We start from the raw sequence: 15,194 nt of genomic DNA, 5'->3' as shown, positions 1-15,194 counted from the left end.
GCTCCGTCGTCGCTGGCGTATGAGTTGGCAGTTCAGTTCAAGAATGGAATAGGACATGAGCGGGCTGATACAGGACCTGCAGCAGTACTACAGCGACTATCTCGCCGGGGACCCGGTGCAGCTGGCGCGGCTCTACCGGGAGGACGTGATCTTCCGTGATCCGCTCCACCGGATCGAGGGTCTGCCGGCACTGCAACGCTACTTCGCCGCGATGCGCTCGGGACTGCTGGAATGCCGCTTCGAGTTCGACGATGCCTCTGTGGCCGACCACAGCGCCTGTCTGCCGTGGCATATGCACTACGCCCACCGCTCCCTGAACGGCGGTCGCCCGCTCAGCCTGCGGGGCTGCAGCCTGCTGCGCTTCGCCGACAAGGTGTACTACCAGGAGGATTTTTACGATCTGGGCGCCATGGTCTACGAGCGGGTGCCGCTGCTCGGCGCGCTCGTGCGCGGCGTCAAATCCCGTCTGGCCGGGGGCTGAGCGATGGCATCGATACGAGACAAGACCATCTGGGTGACCGGGGCCAGCTCTGGAATTGGCCGCGCCCTGGCGCTGCGACTGGCGGAGCAGAACAACTTCGTGATTGCCAGCAGCCGCGGCCGCGACGCGCTGGCCGAACTCCAGCAGTCTTCCCCCAGGCGCATCCGTATCCTGGACTGCGACGTCGGCGATGACGAACAAATGGCGCGCGCCGCCGCGCGCCTGGCGGAGATGACCGACCACCTGGATATGGTGATCGCCTGTGCGGGAACCTGCGAGTACGACGACAACCTGCAGCTGGATACCGCGAGCTACCGGCGGGTTTTCGATGCCAACTATTTCGGCGTCGTGAATACCCTGCGCTGCGCCCTGCCGCTGCTCGCCAACAGCCGGGCGCCGGTGTTTGCCGCGGTGGGCAGCCTCTCATCGGTGGTCGGCTTTCCCCGCGCCGAGGCCTACGGCGCGTCCAAGGCGGCGCTGGGCTACTTCCTCGATGCCGTGCGGGCCGACGCCTGCCGCACCAGCCTGCGGGTGGTGCATATCCGGCCGGGCTTTATCGACACCCCGCTCACCGAGCGCAACGATTTCGATATGCCGTTCCTGATGAGCGCCGAACAGGCGGCCGGGTGCATCGAGCGGGGGCTGGCTTCCCGCAGGCACACCATCGACTTTCCGCGCCGTCTCAGCTGGCCGCTGCGGTTTCTCGGCTTTTTTCGTCCGCTCTGGTTTCGCTACTGTGCGCCCAGAATGACCAGAGTTCGCTCTATAAGGAAAACCTGATGCGCATCGCGATTATCGGCAGCGGCATTTCCGGACTGACCGCTGCGTATCTGCTCAACCGCAAACACGACATTACGCTGTTCGAGGCCGCGGACCGGCTTGGCGGTCATACCGCCACGGTGGACGTGGAAGAGGGCGGTCGCACGCTCGCCGTCGACACCGGCTTCATCGTCTACAACGACTGGACCTACCCCAATTTCATTCGCCTGATGCGCGAGCTGGGGGTCGAATCCCAGCCCACGTCGATGGGTTTCAGTGTGCGCTGCGACAAGCAGGGCTTCGAATACGCCGGCAACAATCTCAACAGCCTGTTCGCGCAGCGCGCCAACCTGGTCAGCGCGGGACACTGGCGCATGCTGTGGGACATAGTGCGCTTCAACCGCAATGCGCTGAAAGACTGGCAGGCGGGCAGGCTCGATGGCGGACTGACCCTCGGCGAATACCTGCCGGCCAATGGCTACTCGGCGGAATTCGCCAACCGCTATCTGGTGCCGATGGGGTCGGCGATCTGGTCGGCGAGCATGGCGCAGATGCTCGAATTTTCGGTGAGCTTCTTCGTGCGTTTCTTTGTCAATCACGGTCTGCTCAATATCTTCAATCGGCCGCAGTGGCGTGTGATCCGCGGCGGTTCGCGGCAATACATAGGTCCACTGACCCGATCGTTTGCCGACAGCATCCGTCTGGCGACGCCGGTGCAATCGGTGCTGCGCCTGGCCGATGGCGTGGAACTGTGCACCGTCGGTGGCGAGCGGCAGCTGTTCGATGAGGTGGTCTTCGCCTGCCATTCGGATCAGGCGTTGCGGTGTCTCGCCGATGCCAGCGACGCCGAACGGAACATTCTCGGTGCCATCCCCTATGCGAGCAATTCCGTCGTGCTGCACACCGACACGAATCTGCTGCCGCGCCACCGGCGCAGCTGGTCGAGCTGGAATTACCGCCTGCGCGAGGAGCACGACCAGCTGCCGGTGCTCACCTACAACATGAACATCCTGCAGGGGCTTCGAAGCGACAAGACCTACTGCGTGACTCTGAACGCAGAGCAGCGCATCGATCCGGACAAGATTCTGCAGCGCTTCGAATATGCCCATCCGCAATTCTCCGTCGCCGGCACGCGCGCGCAGGAACAGTGGGCCAGAATAAACGGGGCCAACCGCACCTGGTTCTGTGGTGCCTACTGGGCCAACGGCTTTCACGAAGATGGTGTCAACAGTGCCCTGCGCGTGGCGGAAGGGCTCGGGGTGAAATGGTGAGGATGCAGTAGTGGAGAGCGCCATCTATACGGGCTGGGTGCAGCACCGGCGTTACTCGCCGCGCTCGCACCAGTTTCGCTATCGGGTCTTTATGGTGTACCTGGATCTTGCCGAACTGGATGACGTCTGTTCACAGTCGGCGTTCTGGTCGCAGCGACGCTGGGCGCCGGCGCGCTTCCGGCGTGCGGATTTCTTCGGCGATCCGGCGCTCAGTCTCGATGAAGCGGTGCGGCGCCGCGTCGCGCAAGCCGGCGGTGAACGACCGGATGGTCCGATCCGCCTGTTGGCGAACTGGCGTTACTTTGGCTGCAACATGAACCCGATCAGCATCTACTACTGCTTCGACCGCACGGGCACGCGGGTGCGCTGGCTGTTGCTGGATGTGCACAACACGCCGTGGAACGAGCGCCACAGCTACCTGCTGGATTGCCGCGCTGAAGCGGCGGTGCAGAAGGCCGCCTTTGCCAAGAATTTTCACGTGTCCCCGTTTATGCCGATGGCGCAGGGCTATCGCTGGCGCAGTGCGACGCCGGGACGGCGGCTATCGGCTTTTTTGCAGTCCAGCGACGGCGGCGAGCGGGTCTTTGATGCGACGCTGAGTCTGCACCGCCAGGAAATAAGCGCCCGCTCGCTCAACGGAATACTGATCCGCTATCCATTGATGACCGTAAAAGTGCTAGGTGCCATTTACTGGCAGGCTCTCAAATTGTGGTTCAAGCGCGTCCCTGTATTTCCGCATCCAGGTCGCGGCGCTGAAGTTCGGGTAGGAGACAAGCGACGATGAAGTCATTCGACAGCGCGGTCCAGGCGCGTTTGGTCAGGGAAGCAAAAGCCGGCGGGCAGCAAAGCTGGCTGGCGCGACTCGCACGCAAGCTGGTGCTGGGCAAGCTCGGCGCTATCGAGCGCGGACACCTGGTGGTGGAGGAAAACGGCGAACGGCTGACGTTCGGCCAGCCCGCCGACCAGGCCGCCATCTGCGCACAGATCACTGTGCACGACGACAGCACCTATGTGCAGGTGCTGCTGAACGGCACCATCGGTTCCGGTGAGGCCTATATGCAGGGCGCCTGGAGTTCACCGCAACTGGTGAACGTGATTCGCCTGATGGTGAACAACATGCCGCTGCTGGAAAACATGGATTCCCGCTGGAGCTTTCTACACAAGGCCGTCCTGCGCGTGCTGCACCGCCTGAACAACAACAGCCGCAGTGGCTCGCGCAAGAATATCGCCGCCCACTACGACCTCGGCAACGATTTTTTCCGCCTGTTTCTCGACAGGACCATGCTCTATTCGTCGGCGGTGTTCCCGCGAGAGGATGCCAGCCTGCACGAGGCATCGCGATACAAGGTGGAGCAGATCTGCCGCAAACTGCAGCTGCAGCCGTCCGATCACCTGCTCGAGATAGGTACCGGCTGGGGCGGTATGGCGGTGTATGCGGCGAAACATTATGGATGCCGGGTGACGACGACCACCATTTCCCGCGAGCAGTATGAATACGCGAAGCAGTGGGTGGAGCGGGAAGGCCTGCAGGATCGCATCACGCTGTTGCTGCAGGATTACCGCGATCTCACCGGGCAGTACGACAAGCTGGTATCGATCGAGATGGTCGAGGCCGTCGGGCACGAGTACTACGCCGAGTTCTTCTCCCGCTGCAGTCGCCTGCTGAAAGTCGATGGCCTGATGGTGATGCAGGCAATCACCATGCCGGACCAGCGCTACCACAGCTATCGCAAGCAGGTGGATTTTATCCAGCGCTATATCTTCCCCGGTGGCTGTCTGCCGTCCAACCAGGTGGTCGCCAATCATATTGCCGATGACACAGATATGCAGATCGTCGGCCTCGAGGACATCACCGCACATTACGCACGTACCCTGCGCGCCTGGCGCGATGGCTTCTTTGCGGAAATAGGGCAGGTGCGGGCACAGGGTTTCGACGAGCGCTTTATCCGCATGTGGGATTTCTATCTCTGTTACTGCGAGGGCGGCTTCCTGGAGCGGGTGATCAGCACGGCCCAGTTTGTCTTTGCCAAACCGCGGTGCAGAGCCGCCGCTGTCTGATATGTGGCGATTTGCCGCCAATGCGCTGCTGTTTGATATCGCCTGGCCGCTGTGTGTGCTGGTCGACAGCGTGGCGGTGATCGCCGTTTTCACGCTGGCGAACCTGTTTATTCACCTGCGTTTTGTCGCGAACAAACCGAACGAATGGCTCTGGATACTGGTGATCTGGTGTTGCGGCGCAACCATAGATACCGCGGTGTTCTCCAGCGGCCTGCTGCGCAATGACAACGGTTCCCCGTTTCCGCCGCCCTGGCTGCTGTTGCTGTGGGTCAACTTCGCCACCGCCCTGCGCTACAGCATGTTCTTCCTGCAAAAGAGTGCCGCGCTGGCCGCCGTACTCGGGGGCGTGTTTGGTCCATTCAGCTACTGGACCGGTGCCTGGCTGAACGGGACGGTCGAATTTCAGCAGCCGGTGATCCTTCCGGTGGTTGTCCTCGTAATAATCTGGGCCCTGTTTCTGCCATTCACGACCTGGCTCGCACGCCGGAGGATCTTTACCGAGGCCAGCTATGCTTAGCCTGCTTGCCGCCGCGGCCCTGAATACGGTTGCTCTCTGTGGTTACGAAGGGGAGGCACAAGTTGTCGGCCTGGCACGGGATCCGCGCACAGGTAAGCTCGCGTACTGCGAGTATTACCTGCCTACTGAGAATGACCGCACCCGGGTGCTCTATTACAGTCCTGCAGGGTATCGGATCGCCGAGAAAACACTGTTTACCAGGGGGGCAGACCTGCCGCGCAACAATCCAAAGCCCGAGATGTTGCAGCGCGACCACCGGCTGGGCGAGGAGCGGGCGGTGCGCCGCCGGGGCAACCGGTGGGAGTTACGCTATCGGGCTTCGGGCTCCGCCGACTGGGAGAGCGCGCTGGTCGGGCAAAGCGACATCGATGTGATCGACGCCGGCTTTGACGCCTTCGTGCGCCAGAACTGGCGGGAGCTGCTGTCCGGCCGCCGGTTGGACTTCAACTTTGCCTCGCCGGTACACGGTCGTGTAATCGGCCTGCGTGCGCGCAAGGTCGATTGCCGCGGCGAGGCTGCGCGCGACATTTGCTTTAGTGTGGACCTGGCACAACCGCTGTTGCGCCTGTTCGCCGGTGACCTCTATCTGGAATACGGCGCTGACACGCGGCGCCTGCAATTCTTCGAGGGCGTGGTCAATCTGCTCGACGGACGCGGGCAGAACCAGCGGCTGCAGATTGACTATCGCTACCAGTAGCCATTTCCTGCCTTTCATCTGACTAAAAAGTCGGAATTTTCTCGGCGCCCGGCTGGCGCGCCCTTCTACCAACAGCTAAACCTAAAGAAGAACTAAGCGACATATGTGGCGCGCGGTCTGCCTGCGCTGTGTCGGCTTGAGTTTGCTTGAGCTTGAGAGGAGCATCCGATGAAGTTTGGAGCTGTAGCAGCGATGGGCCTGGGCGTAGTGCTGACATTCGGCTGTGCAACGCAGCGGGAGCAGGTGCCCGGCGCCGGTAGCGTTGTCATTGATACGCAGGGCGTAAACATGAGCCAGTACCAGGCGGATCTGGCGGACTGTCGCGCCACAGCCAGCATCGCCAGGGCGGATGCCGGGCGCCGCGGCGCGACCCGCGCCGCCGGCGGCGCCCTGTTGGGCGGCGCGCTGGGCGCGATTATCGGCGATACCAGCAGGGCGGCCGCGGCCGGCGCGGCCAGCGGAGCGCTGGTGGGCGGCGTTTCCGGTGTCGGCAGCGCCAGTGCCGAGGAGAGCTATATCGTCAGAAACTGTCTGCGCGGTCGCGGATATCGCGTGCTGAATTGATCTTTTTTTGATCGGCAGGGTCAAAAGAGCATTAAATCCGTTGCAATACGGCAATCTCACAGGACTTATATTGAGCCGGGAAATTCCCGGCTTTTTTTTGGCGCCTGAAAAGGTGGAAATAATGACAGGAGCGGCCGCTGGCCGCGATCGCCGGGAGCGCCGAGCCCCAGCTCGGCATGCGGGCCGCCGGCCGGCCCCGCCGCTCCTACAGAGGGTATTTCGGGTACAAAAAAGGGGCGAACCAGACGGTTCGCCCCTGCAGATCTGATGAGCGGGCCTTCGGCCCGCAGGCCGAGCTGGAGCTCGGCGGTGACTCGCGCCTTCCATGGCGCTCGGCCTTACGGCCAGCTTAAGCTGCCCAAATCGGCAATCCTGCCGATTTGTCCCAGGGGGGCTTACTGCCCCAGGGTAAACAGCTGAGTGTTGCCGCCGGTGGCCACCACGTTGACCGTCTTGGTCTTCTCGTTGGCGAAGCGGAACAGGTAGTGCGGGCCGCCGGCCTTCGGGCCGGTGCCGGACAGGCCCTGGCCGCCGAAGGGGTTTACACCCACGACCGCGCCCACCATATCCCGGTTCACGTAGCAGTTGCCGACGTTCACGCGCTTGAACACCGCATTGGCGCGGCCCTCGATGCGCGAGTGCAGGCCGAAGGTCAGGCCGTAGCCGGTGGCGTTGATACGGCGAATCACGTCTTCCAGTTCTTCTGCTTTGAAGCGCACCACGTGCAGGAAGGGACCGAACACTTCGCGCTTGAGCAGGGACAGATCCTCGATCTCTACCACCTGCGGGCCGAAGAAAGTGCCCGCGGCCGGCTTCTTGCTCTCGTCGAACGCGAACAGCGGCTTGGCTTCCTTCTGCATGCGCTCGCGGTGGGCCTCCAGCATGCCCAGGGCCTTCTCGTCGATCACCGGGCCGATATCGGTTGAAAGCGCAGACGGATCGCCCAGGGTCAATTCGTCGCAGGCGCCCTTGAGCATGTTCAGCAGGTTGTCCGCAATCACGTCCTGCACGCACAGGATGCGCAGGGCAGAACAGCGCTGGCCGGCGCTGAGGAAGGCGGACTGGATGACATCGTCCACCACCTGCTCCGGCAGGGCGGTGGAGTCGACGATCATGACGTTCTGGCCGCCGGTCTCGGCGATCAGCGGCGTGATCGGACCTTCCTTCGCCGCCAGCTGCTGGTTGATCAGGCGCGCGGTCTCGGTGGAACCGGTGAAGACCACACCGGAAAGGCGCGGATCCTCGATCAGCGGTTTGCCCACGGCGGCGCCGGTGCCGGTGATCAGGTGCAGTACCTTGTTGGGTACTCCGGCTTCGTGCATCAGCTGGATGGCGCGCGCGGCGATCAGCGGCGTCTGCTCGGCCGGCTTCGCCAGCACCGCGTTGCCCGCCGCCAGTGCGGCCACCACCTGGCCGGTGAAGATTGCCAGCGGGAAGTTCCACGGGCTGATGGCGACGAAGACGCCACGGCCGCTCAGGTACAGCTGGTTGGCCTCGCCGGTCGGGCCCGGCAGTTCGGTCGGTTCGCTGAAATGCTGGCGCGCGCCGTTGGCGTAGTAGCGGCAGAAGTCCACCGCCTCGCGCACTTCACTGATGCCGTCGTTCAGGGTGCGGCCGGCCTCCAGGCAGATCAGTGCGGTCAGGTCGTTGGTGTGCTTCTCGTACAGATCGGCGATCTTGTCGAGGATCTTCGCGCGCGCGTCACCGCCGAGACGGTCCCAGGCGATCTGCGCTTCGGTCGCGGACTGGTAGGCCCGATCGATCAGGTCTTTTTCGGTATTCGCGGTATGGCCCACCTGCTCTCCAGTAGCCGGATTGACGACGGGTTCCTCTGCCTTGCCCATCACGCCGTCCACGATCGGACCGCCTAGGAAGTGCTTGCCGCGCATCTTTTCCACCGCTTCCAGCAGCGGCTCGACGGCCTGCGGATCGGTCAGTTCGATGCCGTGTGAGTTTTTCCGTGGCAGAGCCTCTGCGCCCATATAGATGTCCTCCGGTACCGGAATTTGCGGGTGGCGATAGGGGTTGCAGTTCTCGCTCAGTTCGAGGGTGTCCTGCACCAGTTCTTCAATCGGGGTCTTCTCGTCCATAAAGCGGTTCACGAACGAGCTGTTGGCGCCATTCTCCAGCAGGCGGCGCACCAGGTAGGGCAGCAGGTCCTTGTGCGCGCCCACCGGGGCGTAGACGCGCACCGGCACGCGCTTGCCGTGTACCGCTTCCAGCTGTGCGTAGAGCAGGTGGCCCATGCCGTGCAGGCGCTGGAACTCGAAGTCATTGCTGTCGCCGGCCATCTCCAGGATCAGGCCCACGGTGTAGGCATTGTGGGTGGCGAACTGCGGGAAGATGGTGTCGCGCGCATCCAGCAGTTTCTTCGCGCACACCTGGTAGGACAGGTCGGTGTGGCTCTTGCGCGTGTACACCGGGTAGTCGGACAGGCCCATCTGCTGGGCGTGCTTGATTTCGGTGTCCCAGTAGGCGCCTTTCACCAGGCGCACCATGACCTTGCGGCCGGTGTCGCGGCCCAGCGCGATCAGCCAGTCGGCCACGTGCGGGGCGCGCTTCTGGTAGGCCTGCAGCACGAAACCGAGACCCTGCCACTTCTTCAGCTCCGGGTCGCGGGCCAGGGCTTCGAAGATGTCCAGGGACACGTCCAGGCGCTCGGCCTCCTCGGCATCGATGTTGAGGCCCATGTCGTATTTGGCCGCCGCCATGCACAGGCGCTTCACCTGCGGTAGCAGTTCGGTCATCACACGGTCCCGCTGAAGCACGCTGTAGCGCGGGTGCAGGGCGGAGAGCTTGATGGAGATGCCGTTGGCCTCCACCACGTCGCGCTTGGTGTTGTCCTTGCCGATCGCCTCGATCGCCATCATATAGGCGTCGAAGTAGCGCTCGGCGTCCGCCATGGTGCGGGCGCCCTCGCCGAGCATATCGAAGGAGAAGCGGGTGCCGGGCAGGTTCTCCGCCGGGCCGCGCTTCAGCGCCTCCTCGATGGTGCGGCCCAATACGTACTGGCCGCCCATGATCTTCATCGCCTGCATCATGGACGTGCGCACCATCGGCTCGCCGAGGCGGCTGACCAGGCGCTTCATCCAGTGGGAGGGCTTCTCGGTGATGTCGGGGTCCAGCTCGACGATGCTGCCGGTCAGCATCAGGCCCCAGGTGGAGGCGTTCACGAACAGGGAGTCGGACTGGCCACGATGGCTGGACCAGTTGCCGGAATGCACTTTCTCGGCGATCAGTTTGTCGGCAGTATCCGCATCCGGAACACGGAGCAGGGACTCCGCCAGGCACATCAGCGCCACGCCCTCCTTATTGGAGAGGCCGAACTGCTGCAGAAACGCATCCAAAGTGCCGCGCTTGCTGCGGTGCTGGCGGGAGTGGCGCACCAGCTCTCGCGACGTGTGCAGTATCTTCTTGCGCAGCGTGTCGCTGGGGCGCGGGGCGGCCAGCAGTTCGCTGACGCACTGGTTTTCGTCGGCGTGCAGATACTCGCGGGCCCGCTGGCGGGCACTGTGCAGCTCTTTGGTGAATTGGCCGGCGACGTTTGTCGACATATTGTCTCCCAAGCTCTGTAACTCAGATTCTGTGTTTAGGGGGCAGAATAAAAAACCGGATTATGTGCGAAACCGCTCAGAATTAATCGCCATTTTGCCGCCTGTTGTGGTTAAATATCACGCCTCGTTGCGTGATTACCAGTAGGGTATGTTGCTATGTCTCGACAGTTGGAAGATCTGGACCGTATCGACCGCCAGATACTGCGCATCCTGCAGCGCCACGGGCGCCTGCCGAACGTGGAGCTGGCACGCCGGGTAAACCTGAGCCCCACGCCGTGCCTGGAGCGGGTCAAACGCCTCGAACGCGAGGGCTTTATCCGCGACTATGTCGCGCTGCTGGATCCGCTCAAGGTGCACGCCGGCCTGGTCGTCTATATCCAGGTGACCCTGACCGATACCGCCACCGAGGCCCTGGAGGCCTTCAACAAGCATGTGTCCAGCCTGGAAGAAGTGCAGGAGTGCCACATGGTTGCCGGTGGTTTCGACTATCTGATCAAGATCCGCATCAAGGACATGCTCGGCTACCGCCGCTTCCTCGGCGAGAAACTGGCGTCCATTCCGGGCGTGCGTGAGACCCACACCTACGTGGTGATTCAGGAGGTAAAGACCGACACCGCGGTGGCGGTGCCGGACCCCGAGCCCAAGGGCAAAGGCGGCAAGCGCTGAGCCCCGCTGGCGCACAAAACTCTTGTAAAGCTTAGCCCCGGAAATGATGGCTGTAGGGATCTATGGGTAATCCTCCGACGGTCGACAACCGCCGCGCCGTGCTGCTGGCCCTGGCGGCGGTACTCTGCTGGTCCACGGTGGCCAGCGCCTTCAAACTCTCGCTGCAGTATGTATCGCCGCTGCAGCTGGTCAGCATCGCCGCGCTGGTGTCCACACTGGTCATGAGTGCCGTAGTTACTCGCGAGGGTCGCTGGAGCGAGCTGCGCGGCACCTGGCGGCAACACTGGCCCTGGTTCCTGGCGCTCGGCTTCTGCAATCCCTTCCTTTATTACCTGGTGCTGTTTCACGCCTACGACATGCTGCCGGCGCAGCAGGTGCTGCCCCTGAATTACACTTGGGGCATATTGCTGGCGCTGCTGTCGGTGCCGGTGCTCAAGCAGCAGCTGCGCACCCAGGATCTGGTGGCCGCGCTGATCTGCTACAGCGGCGTGCTGGTGATCGCCACCGGCGGCGATCTGCTGGCGCTGGACTTCGAGAAGCCGCTGGGCGTGGGGCTGGCCCTGTTCAGCACGCTGATCTGGTGCTGTTTCTGGTTGCTGAACACGCGCATCGGCGGCAGTGCGTCGGTCAACCTGCTGCTCAGCTTCCTGTGCGGTTTGCCGTGGCTGGCGGGCGCGCTGGCGGTGCAGGGCGACCAGTTCCAGTGGCAGTCACCCGCCGGTTGGCTCGGTCCGATCTATGTGGGCCTGTTCGAGATGGGCATCGCCTTCCTGCTGTGGCAGGCGGCGCTGATGCACTGCGACAATACGGCGCGCATCAGTAACCTGATATATCTCTCCCCGCCGCTATCGTTGGTATTGATTGCGATTTTGGTCGGTGAGCAGATTCAAATGGCAACCATTGTCGGTCTGGTTTTGATTATGCTCGGTGTCGCAGTTCAGCAGGGGATTCTGCGCCGGCTGATATTCAAGCGATGATCAAATCGCTTTTGGCGACCAATATCAAAGTCGTCGTCATCCCGGCGCAGGCCGGTATCCAGTGCTGTGGCACCTGGGTTCCGTCTTGCGCCGGAACGACGAATGTGCTCCTACAAATATGTTTGGCAAACGAGTAAACGATAAAGAATAAGCAGGTACGGTATGGATTTCTCACTCACCGAAGAACAGCAGATGATCCAGGAAGCGGCGCGCCAGTTTGCGGACAGCGAACTGAAACCGGTTGCCGCCGAGCTGGACAAAACCGCCAATCGCGAACTGCTGCTGGAAAAACTCCAGCAGCTGGCCGAACTGGGCTTTATGGGCATCAATATCGATCCCGAGTACGGTGGCACCGGCGCTGGCACCATCGCCTTCAGCCTCGCGATCACCGAACTGGCGCGCGGCTGCGCCTCCACCGCCACCACCACTTCGGTAACCAACATGGTCGCGGAAGTCATTCAGGCGGTGGGCGATGATGCGCAGAAAGCGAAGTACCTGCCGAAAATCTGCAGCGGCGAATACGCCGCCGGTTCCTTCTGCCTGACCGAGCCCGGCTCCGGTTCCGATGCCGCCGCCATGCGCACCCGCGCGGTGAAAGACGGCGACGAGTATGTGCTGAACGGCAGCAAGCTGTTTATCAGCAGCGCCGAGTTCGCCGGCATCTTCGTGGTCTGGGCGGTGACCGATACCGAGGCGCCGAAAGGCAAGGGCATCTCCTGTTTCCTGGTGGAGGCGGGCACGCCGGGCCTGATCATCGGCAAGGCGGAAGAGAAGATGGGGCAAAAGGCCTCCGTCACCAATGAAGTGTCATTCGACGACTGCCGCATTCCCGCCGCCAACCTGCTCGGTGAGGAAAACCGCGGCTTCCGTATCGCTGCCGGTGAACTGGCCGGCGGCCGCATCGGCATCGGCTCGCTGGCGCTCGGCATCGGCCTCGAAGCGCTGGACTGCGCCCGCCATTATCTGCAGGAGCGCGAGCAGTTCGGCAAAAAGCTGGCGCAGTTCCAGGGCCTGCAGTGGCAGCTGGCCGACAAGTACACGGAAATGGAAGCGGCGCGACTGCTGCTGTTGCAGGCTGCATGGCAAAAGGATGCCGGCATGCACTTCGGCCCGGCGGCGTCCATGGGCAAACTCTACGCCAGTGAGAAAGCCAATGAGGCCTGCTATGTGGCGCTGCAGATGCACGGCGGCGTCGGCTATACGCGCGAGTTCCCGCTGGAGCGCATGACCCGCGATGTGCGCATCACCACCATCTACGAGGGCACCAGTGAAATTCAGCGCCTGATTATTGCGCGCCATTTGCTGGAAGACGTGCGCTGATCGCGCCAATTACCAAGATAAGAAGCGGGCCTTGCCCGCTTTTTTTATGTCTGGCTTTTTTTTTAAGCGGTAAAGCTGACTCCAGAATCATCAGTTCAATGATTTCAGCGCAACGGCACAGTTTGCCAGCAACATTTCCTTTCTAGACTGTCAGAAGCGATAAATTTTTTTTCTGGATTTCGCTGTAGGAGAAAGGGATGTCGAGATTCGCTGCGGTGTTGTTGTTATTGCTGTCACCTGCACCACTTATGGCTCAGAGCAGTGAAGAACTGGCCAAGAAACTTTCCAACCCCGTCTCCAGCCTGATCAGTGTGCCGTTCCAGAGCAATTTCGATCGCGATGTCGGTCCATTCGATCAGGGGCGCCGCTACACACTCAATATCCAGCCGGTGATTCCGATCAGCCTGAACGAAAACTGGAACCTGATCAGCCGCACCATTGTTCCTGTCATCAATCAGGAAGATGTGTTTCCGCAGGCCCCGGAGAAAACCGGCCTGGGCGACACGACCCAGAGCCTGTTTTTCTCACCAAAGGAGCCGGTGAACGGCGTTACCTGGGGCCTGGGGCCGGTGTTTCTCGTGCCGACCGCGACCGAGCCCGAGCTGGGCACGGAAAAATGGGGCGCCGGCCCCACCGGCGTGGTGCTCAAGCAGACGGGTGGCTGGACCATCGGCGCACTGGTGAACCATATCTGGTCCTTCGGCGGCAGAGGCAGCCGCGCCGACGTCGACAGCACCTTTATTCAGCCCTTTTTCGCCTATACGACCCCGAGTGCCTGGACCTACACGCTGCAGACAGAATCCACCTACGACTGGGAGGCGGAACAGTGGAATGTGCCTGTCGCCTTTCTGGTCGCGAAAGTCTTTAAAGTGGGTAAGCAGACCTACCAGATCCAGGCCGGACCGCGCTATTACGCGGACAGCCCGCCGACCGGCGCAGACAATTTGGGCTTCCGCTTTAACTTCGTGCTGCTGTTTCCCGCAGGAAATTAACCAGCACCTATCTCGAAATGGTGTTGATTATGAGGTCTCGTAAACTCTCGCCCAGAAAGATTGCGCTTCTGACGGCGGTCAGTGCGCTATCGGCAATACCTCTCGCTCATGCTGGCGGCCTGATGCTGTGGGAAATCGGAACGCCTACTCTGGGTACCGCAAGTGCCGGCTGGGCCGCAATGCCGGAAGACGCCTCCACCGCCTTCACCAATCCGGCCGGCACTGTCTGGCGCGACGATATTGAGATGCGCGCGGCAGGTCAGCTGTTGTACGGCGATATCGGCTTCAGCAACGGCGGCCTGACGAATGTACCCGGCAATGATGGCGGTAATCCTATCGATTGGTTTCCCGGCGGCGGTTTCTACGTCGCGGGCAGGTGGACCGACAATCTCGGCTGGGGCCTCGCCATGGCCGGCAATTTCGGTGCGGCCCTGGAGTACAACAATGGCTGGGCCGGGCGACGCTTTACGCAGGATGTGACGCTGATCGGCATGAGCCTGATTCCATCGCTGAGCTGGAAGATCAACGATTGCTTCTCCATCGGCGCCGGGCTGAACGTGATGGGATCCTACTTCAATTTCAAATCCAACCCGCGCGCCGGCCTGATCGACGAGGATGCCAGCCTCAAGTACAGCGATACCGAAATAGACTATGGCGGCAATCTGGGCATCATCTACCGGCCGGTACCCGCCACCACATTCGGTATCACCTTTACCTCCGAGATCGAGGTGGATTTCGAGGACCGCCTGCGATTGCGCAACTTCGGTCCGCTATTTACCCAGCTGCTGGAGCGTTTCAATGACAAGCGCACGGATATCGACACCACGGTGCCGGCCACGGTGACTGCGAGCCTGCGGCAAAAACTGACGCCTGCGACCACCCTGTATGCCAACCTCAACTGGCAGGACTGGTCCAAATACGCGCAGGTTGCCCTTGAGATAGATAACCCGGAACAGACCTCGCTGCGGGTGAACCGAGGCTACAAGGATACCGGGCACTTCGCCCTCGGCGTACGCCACGATGTTGGCCGCGGTTTTCTTAACAACTGGCTGGAGGGCTGGTCACTATCCACAGGCTTCGCCTATGACAGCTCAATGACCACCACCGCATCGTTGACCGCCGACACCCCGGTGGCAGACCAGTGGCGCCTGGGGCTCGGAGCCGGCAGGGAACTGTGCCCAGGCGTCGAGCTGGACCTCGGCTTCACCTTTCTGTGGGCAGGCAACATGGATATCGACCAGCGCGGCGGTCCACCGTTCAACCCGATTCTGGAGGGAACCTACAAGGATACTGCGACATATTTCTTTGGCGGGTCGGTGCAGTTTGAGCTTTGACTTT

The 15,194-nt window shown here is 62.0% G+C and carries 14 protein-coding genes; 13 read left to right on the top strand and 1 reads right to left on the bottom strand.

The window, feature by feature from the left end:
- The first annotated feature begins 55 nt into the window (after positions 1-55).
- From RRF64_RS04335 to RRF64_RS04300, 8 genes are all read left to right on the top strand, one after another.
- Positions 56-481 (top strand): nuclear transport factor 2 family protein, encoded by a 426-nt coding sequence (locus RRF64_RS04335; RefSeq protein ID WP_323844595.1) that lies wholly within the window; start codon positions 56-58, stop codon positions 479-481.
- 3 nt (positions 482-484) lie between these two features.
- Entirely contained in the window at positions 485-1,261 is a 777-nt protein-coding gene (locus RRF64_RS04330; RefSeq protein WP_323844594.1) for an SDR family NAD(P)-dependent oxidoreductase, read from the top strand.
- Positions 1,261-2,511 carry an NAD(P)/FAD-dependent oxidoreductase gene (locus RRF64_RS04325; RefSeq protein ID WP_323844593.1) on the top strand — a complete coding sequence of 417 codons (1,251 nt, stop codon included), beginning with the start codon at positions 1,261-1,263 and terminating at the stop codon, positions 2,509-2,511. Before RRF64_RS04330 ends, RRF64_RS04325 begins: the two co-directional genes overlap by 1 nt.
- A gap of 10 nt (positions 2,512-2,521) precedes the next feature.
- Entirely contained in the window at positions 2,522-3,295 is a 774-nt protein-coding gene (locus RRF64_RS04320; protein ID WP_323844592.1) for a DUF1365 domain-containing protein, read from the top strand.
- A complete protein-coding gene (locus tag RRF64_RS04315; RefSeq protein ID WP_323844591.1) occupies positions 3,292-4,569 on the top strand; it encodes a cyclopropane-fatty-acyl-phospholipid synthase family protein in 1,278 nt (425 codons plus the stop codon). Before RRF64_RS04320 ends, RRF64_RS04315 begins: the two co-directional genes overlap by 4 nt.
- Position 4,570: 1 nt before the next feature.
- The gene (locus tag RRF64_RS04310) at positions 4,571-5,086 is read left to right on the top strand and encodes a DUF2878 family protein (protein ID WP_323844590.1); all 516 of its coding nucleotides are present in this window, start codon (positions 4,571-4,573) and stop codon (positions 5,084-5,086) included.
- On the top strand, positions 5,079-5,783 hold the full coding sequence (locus RRF64_RS04305; RefSeq protein ID WP_323844589.1) for a hypothetical protein: 705 nt from the start codon (positions 5,079-5,081) through the stop codon (positions 5,781-5,783). Before RRF64_RS04310 ends, RRF64_RS04305 begins: the two co-directional genes overlap by 8 nt.
- Positions 5,784-5,951: 168 nt before the next feature.
- The gene (locus RRF64_RS04300) at positions 5,952-6,347 is read left to right on the top strand and encodes a glycine zipper family protein (RefSeq protein ID WP_323844588.1); all 396 of its coding nucleotides are present in this window, start codon (positions 5,952-5,954) and stop codon (positions 6,345-6,347) included.
- Between the two features lie 395 nt (positions 6,348-6,742).
- Here the strand turns inward: RRF64_RS04300 and putA are convergent, their stop codons facing one another.
- Positions 6,743-9,901, bottom strand: coding sequence for a bifunctional proline dehydrogenase/L-glutamate gamma-semialdehyde dehydrogenase PutA (putA, locus tag RRF64_RS04295; RefSeq protein ID WP_323844587.1), 3,159 nt, complete (start codon positions 9,899-9,901; stop codon positions 6,743-6,745).
- Between the two features lie 156 nt (positions 9,902-10,057).
- Here putA and RRF64_RS04290 point away from each other — a divergent pair, with 156 nt between their 5' ends.
- The 5 genes from RRF64_RS04290 (at position 10,058) to RRF64_RS04270 (ending at position 15,190) form a co-directional block, all read left to right on the top strand.
- Positions 10,058-10,567 (top strand): Lrp/AsnC ligand binding domain-containing protein, encoded by a 510-nt coding sequence (locus RRF64_RS04290; protein ID WP_323844586.1) that lies wholly within the window; start codon positions 10,058-10,060, stop codon positions 10,565-10,567.
- A 62-nt stretch (positions 10,568-10,629) separates the two neighbouring features.
- Entirely contained in the window at positions 10,630-11,544 is a 915-nt protein-coding gene (locus RRF64_RS04285; RefSeq protein ID WP_323844585.1) for a DMT family transporter, read from the top strand.
- A 162-nt stretch (positions 11,545-11,706) separates the two neighbouring features.
- Positions 11,707-12,864 (top strand): acyl-CoA dehydrogenase family protein, encoded by a 1,158-nt coding sequence (locus tag RRF64_RS04280; protein ID WP_323844584.1) that lies wholly within the window; start codon positions 11,707-11,709, stop codon positions 12,862-12,864.
- A 197-nt stretch (positions 12,865-13,061) separates the two neighbouring features.
- Entirely contained in the window at positions 13,062-13,856 is a 795-nt protein-coding gene (locus RRF64_RS04275; protein ID WP_323844583.1) for a transporter, read from the top strand.
- 17 nt (positions 13,857-13,873) lie between these two features.
- A complete protein-coding gene (locus RRF64_RS04270) occupies positions 13,874-15,190 on the top strand; it encodes an OmpP1/FadL family transporter (RefSeq protein WP_323844582.1) in 1,317 nt (438 codons plus the stop codon).
- The last annotated feature ends 4 nt before the right edge of the window (positions 15,191-15,194 follow it).

Origin of the sequence: Microbulbifer magnicolonia, assembly GCF_035117725.1 — a bacterium.
In the GTDB taxonomy this organism is placed as follows: Bacteria; Pseudomonadota; Gammaproteobacteria; order Pseudomonadales; family Cellvibrionaceae; genus Microbulbifer; species Microbulbifer magnicolonia.
The sequence above is the reverse complement of the archived record's forward strand: the minus strand, read 5'-3'. Positions and strand labels throughout refer to the sequence as shown.

Bases quoted from the DNA above. Each gene is read 5' to 3' on its own strand.
- RRF64_RS04285 (WP_323844585.1), top strand. From the start codon at position 10,630: ATGGGTAATCCTCCGACGGTCGACAACCGCCGCGCCGTGCTGCTGGCC.
- RRF64_RS04330 (WP_323844594.1), top strand. From the start codon at position 485: ATGGCATCGATACGAGACAAGACCATCTGGGTGACCGGGGCCAGCTCT.
- putA (WP_323844587.1), bottom strand. From the start codon at position 9,901: ATGTCGACAAACGTCGCCGGCCAATTCACCAAAGAGCTGCACAGTGCC.
- RRF64_RS04335 (WP_323844595.1), top strand. From the start codon at position 56: ATGAGCGGGCTGATACAGGACCTGCAGCAGTACTACAGCGACTATCTC.
- RRF64_RS04270 (WP_323844582.1), top strand. From the start codon at position 13,874: ATGGTGTTGATTATGAGGTCTCGTAAACTCTCGCCCAGAAAGATTGCG.
- RRF64_RS04280 (WP_323844584.1), top strand. From the start codon at position 11,707: ATGGATTTCTCACTCACCGAAGAACAGCAGATGATCCAGGAAGCGGCG.
- RRF64_RS04325 (WP_323844593.1), top strand. From the start codon at position 1,261: ATGCGCATCGCGATTATCGGCAGCGGCATTTCCGGACTGACCGCTGCG.
- RRF64_RS04310 (WP_323844590.1), top strand. From the start codon at position 4,571: ATGTGGCGATTTGCCGCCAATGCGCTGCTGTTTGATATCGCCTGGCCG.
- RRF64_RS04275 (WP_323844583.1), top strand. From the start codon at position 13,062: ATGTCGAGATTCGCTGCGGTGTTGTTGTTATTGCTGTCACCTGCACCA.
- RRF64_RS04305 (WP_323844589.1), top strand. From the start codon at position 5,079: ATGCTTAGCCTGCTTGCCGCCGCGGCCCTGAATACGGTTGCTCTCTGT.
- RRF64_RS04290 (WP_323844586.1), top strand. From the start codon at position 10,058: ATGTCTCGACAGTTGGAAGATCTGGACCGTATCGACCGCCAGATACTG.
- RRF64_RS04315 (WP_323844591.1), top strand. From the start codon at position 3,292: ATGAAGTCATTCGACAGCGCGGTCCAGGCGCGTTTGGTCAGGGAAGCA.
- RRF64_RS04300 (WP_323844588.1), top strand. From the start codon at position 5,952: ATGAAGTTTGGAGCTGTAGCAGCGATGGGCCTGGGCGTAGTGCTGACA.